This is a genomic window from Massilia timonae CCUG 45783, assembly GCF_000315425.1.
Classification (GTDB): Bacteria; Pseudomonadota; Gammaproteobacteria; order Burkholderiales; family Burkholderiaceae_D; genus Telluria; species Telluria timonae.
In genome coordinates this window covers 26,219-32,604 of record NZ_JH992928.1, presented here as the reverse complement: position 1 = coordinate 32,604, position 6,386 = coordinate 26,219, and the positions used below count along the sequence as shown (strand labels likewise).

The window sequence follows — 6,386 nt, the reverse complement described above, 5'->3', positions numbered from 1 at the left end:
ACCCTAATGGGGGATTAGCTCAGCTGGGAGAGCACCTGCTTTGCAAGCAGGGGGTCGTCGGTTCGATCCCGTCATCCTCCACCATTGACCTGGTTTGAAAGTGCAAACGTAAGCAAACGATGCTTAGGTTTGATCTTTTAGCGATCACTGTTTTTTCGTTCTTTAACAATCTGGAAGAAGTAAAGTTTTTTAAGCGTGTTGAGCTAGTCAGCAATGACAAGTAAAACACACTTAGGGTAGTAGTAATTTGTATCAAGCAAACATAGTTGTACTCTTGATCTATGACGATCTCTTTAACTCATGAAGAGGCCAACGTTATAGGGACAAGTGAATAAGTGCACATGGTGGATGCCTTGGCGATTACAGGCGATGAAGGACGTAGTAGCTTGCGATAAGCTGCGGGGAGCTAGCAAACGAGCTTTGATCCGCAGATTTCCGAATGGGGAAACCCGGCCTTTTAGGTCATTGCATGCTGAATACATAGGTATGCAAAGCGAACGCGGCGAACTGAAACATCTAAGTAGCTGCAGGAAAAGAAATCAACCGAGATTCCCAAAGTAGTGGCGAGCGAAATGGGATGAGCCTGTATGTGATAGTCGGTTTGATAGTGGAAGTCTCTGGAAAGTGGCGCCATAGTGGGTGATAGCCCCGTATGCGAAATTCGACCGGTGGTACTAAGCGTACGACAAGTAGGGCGGGACACGAGAAATCCTGTCTGAACATGGGGGGACCATCCTCCAAGGCTAAATACTCGTAATCGACCGATAGTGAACCAGTACCGTGAGGGAAAGGCGAAAAGAACCCCGGGAGGGGAGTGAAATAGATCCTGAAACCGTGTGCATACAAACAGTCGGAGCCTCTTTGTGGGGTGACTGCGTACCTTTTGTATAATGGGTCAGCGACTTACATTCAGTGGCGAGGTTAACCGGATAGGGGAGCCGTAGAGAAATCGAGTCCGAATAGGGCGACAGTCGCTGGGTGTAGACCCGAAACCAAGTGATCTACCCATGGCCAGGATGAAGGTGCGGTAACACGCCCTGGAGGTCCGAACCCACTAATGTTGAAAAATTAGGGGATGAGCTGTGGGTAGGGGTGAAAGGCTAAACAAACTTGGAAATAGCTGGTTCTCTCCGAAAACTATTTAGGTAGTGCCTCAAGTATCACCATCGGGGGTAGAGCACTGTTATGGCTAGGGGGTCATTGCGACTTACCAAACCATTGCAAACTCCGAATACCGGTGAGTGCGAGCTTGGGAGACAGACATCGGGTGCTAACGTCCGGTGTCAAGAGGGAAACAACCCAGACCGCCAGCTAAGGTCCCAAAGATTGGCTAAGTGGAAAACGAAGTGGGAAGGCTAAAACAGTCAGGATGTTGGCTTAGAAGCAGCCACCATTTAAAGAAAGCGTAATAGCTCACTGATCGAGTCGTCCTGCGCGGAAGATGTAACGGGGCTAAGCCAGTCACCGAAGCTGCGGATATATTTCTCGTGATTTATCACTTGATCTATATGGTAGGAGAGCGTTCTGTAAGCCTGCGAAGGTGTCTTGTAAAGGATGCTGGAGGTATCAGAAGTGCGAATGCTGACATGAGTAGCGATAATGCGGGTGAAAAGCCCGCACGCCGTAAGCCCAAGGTTTCCTGTTCAACGTTCATCGGAGCAGGGTGAGTCGGCCCCTAAGGCGAGGCAGAGATGCGTAGCTGATGGGAAGCAGGTTAATATTCCTGCACCGTCGTATGATGCGATGGGGGGACGGATCGCGGAAGGTTGTCTGGCTGTTGGAATAGTTAGTTTTTGACTCATAGAAGGTGCTTAGGCAAATCCGGGCACGTAATTCAAGGGGTTGAGACGAGTCGCCATGTGCGACGAATCAATCGGAAGTGGTTCCAAGAAAAGCCTCTAAGCTTCAGTCATACGAGACCGTACCGCAAACCGACACAGGTGGGCGAGATGAGTATTCTAAGGCGCTTGAGAGAACTCGGGAGAAGGAACTCGGCAAATTGGTACCGTAACTTCGGGATAAGGTACGCCCTAGTAATTTGACCACTTTACTGTGGAAGGATGAACGGGTTGCAATAAAATGGTGGCTGCGACTGTTTAATAAAAACACAGCACTCTGCAAACACGAAAGTGGACGTATAGGGTGTGACGCCTGCCCGGTGCTGGAAGATTAAATGATGGGGTGCAAGCTCTTGATTGAAGTCCCAGTAAACGGCGGCCGTAACTATAACGGTCCTAAGGTAGCGAAATTCCTTGTCGGGTAAGTTCCGACCTGCACGAATGGCGTAACGATGGCCACACTGTCTCCTCCCGAGACTCAGCGAAGTTGAAATGTTTGTGATGATGCAATCTACCCGCGGCTAGACGGAAAGACCCCATGAACCTTTACTGTAGCTTTGCATTGGACTTTGAATCAATCTGTGTAGGATAGGTGGGAGGCTTTGAAGCGGGGACGCCAGTTCTCGTGGAGCCATCCTTGAAATACCACCCTGGTTCATTTGAGGTTCTAACCTTGGTCCGTTATCCGGATCGGGGACAGTGCATGGTAGGCAGTTTGACTGGGGCGGTCTCCTCCTAAAGTGTAACGGAGGAGTTCGAAGGTACGCTAGGTACGGTCGGACATCGTGCTAATAGTGCAATGGCATAAGCGTGCTTAACTGCGAGACCGACAAGTCGAGCAGGTACGAAAGTAGGACATAGTGATCCGGTGGTTCTGTATGGAAGGGCCATCGCTCAACGGATAAAAGGTACTCTGGGGATAACAGGCTGATTCCTCCCAAGAGTTCATATCGACGGGGGAGTTTGGCACCTCGATGTCGGCTCATCACATCCTGGGGCTGTAGCCGGTCCCAAGGGTATGGCTGTTCGCCATTTAAAGTGGTACGTGAGCTGGGTTTAAAACGTCGTGAGACAGTTTGGTCCCTATCTGCCGTGGGCGTTGGAAATTTGAAGGGGGCTGCTCCTAGTACGAGAGGACCGGAGTGGACGAACCTCTGGTGTACCGGTTGTCACGCCAGTGGCATTGCCGGGTAGCTAAGTTCGGAAGAGATAACCGCTGAAAGCATCTAAGCGGGAAACTTGCCTTGAGATGAGATTTCCCGGAGCCTTGAGCTCCTTGAAGGGTCGTTCGAGACCAGGACGTTGATAGGCTGGGTGTGGAAGTGCAGTAATGCATTAAGCTAACCAGTACTAATTGCCCGTACGGCTTGTCCCTATAACCTTGGTAGTCCAAGGTCGAGTACAACTGCTCGATACAAAGCTACAACCCAATAATACTTCTTCCAGATTCATGGCCACGCTGAACAAAGCGTAGGGTGGGCGGCTGTGCCGCCCACGCGTAACTCAAGCGTAGCCAGACAAGTCAAAGCCTGATGACCATAGCAAGTCGGTCCCACCCCTTCCCATCCCGAACAGGACCGTGAAACGACTTTGCGCCGATGATAGTGCTGCAACCAGTGTGAAAGTAGGTTATCGTCAGGCTAGTTATAAGAAAAACCCCACCAGGTGATCCTGGTGGGGTTTTTTGCTTTGTGAATTCCATGTACCGCTTGTTGTTCAAGCACCAAATCGCTTTGACATAAAGCACATTGCGTACAAATAACTTTGCTTTCTTTCCAGAATCAATCGTGCGCGGCAGATAGTTTTCTATAATTCCTCGTTACCCAATTATTTGTTCTTGTTGGCATATCAAGCCGACAGGGACGTCGTTTGCCTCATCACTTTTAAAAAGAATATTATGCGATCACTTTCTGCACTCAGCACGCGGGCCAAGCTGGGCCTCGGGTTTGGCCTGGTCGGGATCCTGATCATCGTCCTGGCCATCTTTGCGTGGCGTGAATTAGGCAATGTCGGTCAGGAGCTTACCGCGCAAAACACAGTGCGCACTAACCAGCTCGAGCGCCTCTACGAGTTGCGCGAATCGCTCGCCCAGACCGGTCTTGCCGCGCGCAATGCCTACATTTTCCCGGACGCCACCGACGCCACGCGTGAACTCGACCTCCTGGACGAACAGAAAGCCCGTTATCTCGCCGAGCTGCAAGCCCTGGAGCCACTGTTCGTGGGGAATGCCGACTTCGCGAAGATGCGCGATGGACTGTTGCAGATGGCGCAAGAGCTGAACCGCCCACGCCGTTACCGCGATGCCGGGCAGATGGCCGAGTACGGTGCCTTCCTCGTCAATGAATGCAGTCCATTGCGCCGTCAAAACGTCCTCGATATCGATCGGGTCATCACCACCGTTCAGGAACATGTCGAAGCCGGTACGGCCCATGCGCAGGAGTCGATCGCTTCCGCCAAGACCACGATCATCGTGGTCACGCTTGCCGCGGTCGCACTGAGCCTGGTGATCGGCAGCGCGATCACGGCACACCTGCTGCGCCAGCTGGGCGGCGAGCCGGTCGAAGTCAATCGCATCGCGTCGGCCATTGCCGCGGGCGACCTCACCGTCGACGTCGCCGTGCGCCCCAACGACGAGGCCAGCGTCATGCATGCCATCCGTGAAATGCAGCTCAGTTTGCAAAACATCGTTGCCCAGGTTCGCGGCGGCACCGACATGATCGCGACCGCTTCCAGTGAGATCAGCGCCGGCAACGACGATCTGTCGATGCGCACCGAGGAACAGGCGAATTCACTGGGTCGCACCGCGGACTCGATGAAAGAGCTGACCGCTGTCGTCGAACAGAACACCGCCTATGCCCGTCACGCCAACGCGCTCGCCGCATCGGCCAGCGTAGTCGCAGCCAAAGGCGGCACCGTCGTCTCCGCCGTGGTCAATACCATGCAGGATATCAACGCCTCGGCCCGCAAGATATCGGACATCACCAGCGTGATCGACGCCATCGCCTTCCAGACCAATATCCTGGCGTTGAATGCTGCGGTCGAAGCGGCGCGCGCCGGCGAGCAGGGACGGGGCTTCGCCGTGGTCGCGAGCGAAGTGCGCAACCTGGCGCAGCGCTCGGCCACTGCCGCCAAGGAGATCTCGGCATTGATCGGCGAATCGGTCGCCAAGGTCGATGCGGGTTCGAAGCTGGTGGAGCAGGCTGGCACCACGATGGACGACATCGTGACCAGCGTGAAGGAAGTCAGCGGCATCATCGCTGAGATTACGACCGCGAGCGAAGCCCAGCATGCCGGTATCCAGCAAGTGAACCATGCGGTGGGTCAAATGGACGAGGCAACCCAGCAGAACGCTGCGCTGGTCGAGCAAGCCGCAGCTTCCGCCGCGGCACTCAAGGAACAGGCAGCGATGCTGTTGCGCACGGTGCGCGTGTTCCGCATTGGCGCCGAGGGCAGCCCGCTGCGGATCGCGGGCTGACTTTCCTACCTATCAGGCGCCGCTCAGTCGGCGCTGTCGTTCAGGCTCTTGCGCAGGTTTACCAACTGGTCGCGCAAAGCGGACGCCTCATCGACCGAGCACTGGGTCGCACACAATACCGCCGGCATCACGCTGGCGGCTTCTTTCCTCAACGTGTTGCCCTCTTCGGTCAGGCTGATGATCACCTGGCGTTCATCGCTGCGCGCGCGGTTACGCTGGACCAGTCCCTGGGCTTCCATACGCTTGAGCAAAGGTGTCAAGGTCGCGGAATCCAGGAACAGGCGCTCGCCGATGTCGGACACGGTCAGCTGATCTTGTTCCCACAACACCATCATCACGAGATACTGCGGGTAGGTGAGCCCGAGCTTTGGCAACAAACCGCGGTAGACCCGCATCATCGCCAGGGAGGTCGAGTACAAGGCGAAGCACAGCTGCTCGTCGAGCATGGGCGTCGCAGGGGAGGTGGAAGTGTTCGCATTCATGTTTCCAATATAGGTCGCACACTAGATAATTGCAAGCGATGGTCCGCAAGATCCGAGATGCCAGCACCTCTACATTGTAATGAGTGCGAGTACGTACTTTTTTGCATCTCTGCGCGAGAGGACGACAATCATGAGTCCCCTGTATTACCAGCAGCAGGCGCGAGTGCCGGAGGCGCCTCGTCCTTGCAGGGCGCCGAGCAGCTGCGCAGTGTGGCGCCATCGCCATGAGTGCTCACTGCAGAACAATATTATTGCTGAGTACTTGCGCGACCGGGTAGGGCTTTGCTATAGTTCGCCTCCGCTTCGGCACTGACCGAAAATGTTAACGTAATCAAGTGGTTACGATGGCAAGGTCGGCAGAGAAATCTGAGACGAAGCGAAATGAGGGGTTGACGAAAAACGAAAAACACTTCATACTCTCTTTCCTCTGCTGCTGACGAACAAAACGATTCGAAGCAAACAGCAGATGATGCAGTACCGAATAAAGTTCTTTAAAAATTAACAGTCGATAAGTGTGGGCGTTTGATGAAGGTGCCAGCTGACTTGTTCAGCTGCATACTTAAAATATCAAATGTTCGCACAAAGTATTAA

At 53.8% G+C, this 6,386-nt stretch carries 2 protein-coding genes, 1 tRNA gene and 2 rRNA genes; 4 read left to right on the top strand and 1 reads right to left on the bottom strand.

The features are described 5' to 3' along the window. Positions 1-8: 8 nt before the first annotated feature. From HMPREF9710_RS25965 to HMPREF9710_RS25950, 4 genes are all read left to right on the top strand, one after another. Positions 9-84: transfer RNA gene (locus HMPREF9710_RS25965), tRNA-Ala, on the top strand. A 237-nt stretch (positions 85-321) separates the two neighbouring features. After that, positions 322-3,213 (top strand): 23S ribosomal RNA (locus HMPREF9710_RS25960). 153 nt (positions 3,214-3,366) lie between these two features. Then, a 5S ribosomal RNA gene (gene rrf, locus HMPREF9710_RS25955) occupies positions 3,367-3,479 on the top strand. A 256-nt stretch (positions 3,480-3,735) separates the two neighbouring features. Continuing rightward, positions 3,736-5,313 carry a methyl-accepting chemotaxis protein gene (locus tag HMPREF9710_RS25950; protein ID WP_040778551.1) on the top strand — a complete coding sequence of 526 codons (1,578 nt, stop codon included), beginning with the start codon at positions 3,736-3,738 and terminating at the stop codon, positions 5,311-5,313. Positions 5,314-5,336: 23 nt separating this feature from the next. Here HMPREF9710_RS25950 and HMPREF9710_RS25945 read toward each other — a convergent pair whose 3' ends face one another. Further along, entirely contained in the window at positions 5,337-5,795 is a 459-nt protein-coding gene (locus HMPREF9710_RS25945; RefSeq protein WP_040778550.1) for a MarR family winged helix-turn-helix transcriptional regulator, read from the bottom strand. Positions 5,796-6,386: the final 591 nt, after the last annotated feature.